Consider the following 917-nt stretch of genomic DNA (forward strand, 5'->3'; position numbering starts at 1 on the left):
ATTGAAACTTAAAATAATTTCTATTATATTGAACGACTTGGATATTTAATTTCTCTCAGCCTCAATATGATATGTAATTACTATTTTTATTTGTAAATCATAGTACTAACATCATCAAATCTTAATGCTCATCAATAACTGCTCTCTATTAGGCTGAATCATTGTATATTTTTCCTTAAATGAGGTAATTGCACCATACATTTTCTCAGTTAAATTTTCTGGGATTTCGTCCTTTCCCCTGGTTTTTTGCTCCTCAATGTAAGCCGATGCCAAAGTTGACCTTGTGGTAATTTTTGAAATTTTATTCATTTCTTCACCAATAATTCCACGGGCATGCTGATTGGTTGTCTCCATTGTCACAAAATCATCCACTGTTTTTTTATATGCTACATCTAAATTGCTTAACTCTTCATCCTTTGTAAGCTTACGAGGTCCATTTTCATCAGCTACATATATTTCTCTGGTTCCATTTTCATAGCCCTTCACAATTTCATCATATAATTCTGCGTATGCTTTAACATAATTATTTGCCTTGTCAGTAATATTTAAGGCACTTTTTCCTGTATCAACATTTTGATTCTGCTGTGCTGCCTTCTTTTGAATTTCATAACTATAATCAATATCACTGATTTTTTTACTCGCTAACAGTTCCTTTCTTTGAACCACATCATCATATTTTTCCTGTCCACTCTGCTGTATACGATTACGATAATACTCCAATCCCTCATTAGAAATCGAAAGCTTCACTGATTGCCCCACTGTATGTTTTTCGTTTGTCTGACTATTTCCTTTCTGTACTTTATCAGTATTTTTTTCCATTATTGAATTCGTATTATTCATGTAATTAGATATTTTCATATTGTCACCTCTTTCAATTATTCAAATATCCCTGATCCAGTTCTTCTTTCGACCAGACT

1 protein-coding gene is annotated in these 917 nt (G+C 32.2%); it reads right to left on the reverse strand.

What is annotated here, in order from left to right:
• Positions 1-114: 114 nt before the first annotated feature.
• Complete coding sequence (locus tag DWY37_RS15640; protein ID WP_117686866.1) at positions 115-858, reverse strand: hypothetical protein; 744 nt, start codon at positions 856-858, stop codon at positions 115-117.
• Between the last annotated feature and the right edge of the window lie 59 nt (positions 859-917).

The sequence above is a fragment of the Roseburia sp. AF25-13LB genome (assembly GCF_003478915.1).
Lineage (GTDB): Bacteria > Bacillota > Clostridia > Lachnospirales > Lachnospiraceae > Roseburia_C > Roseburia_C amylophila.

Excerpts from the sequence above, each read along its gene's own strand:
- DWY37_RS15640 (WP_117686866.1), bottom strand. The coding sequence starts at position 858 with ATGAAAATATCTAATTACATGAATAATACGAATTCAATAATGGAAAAA.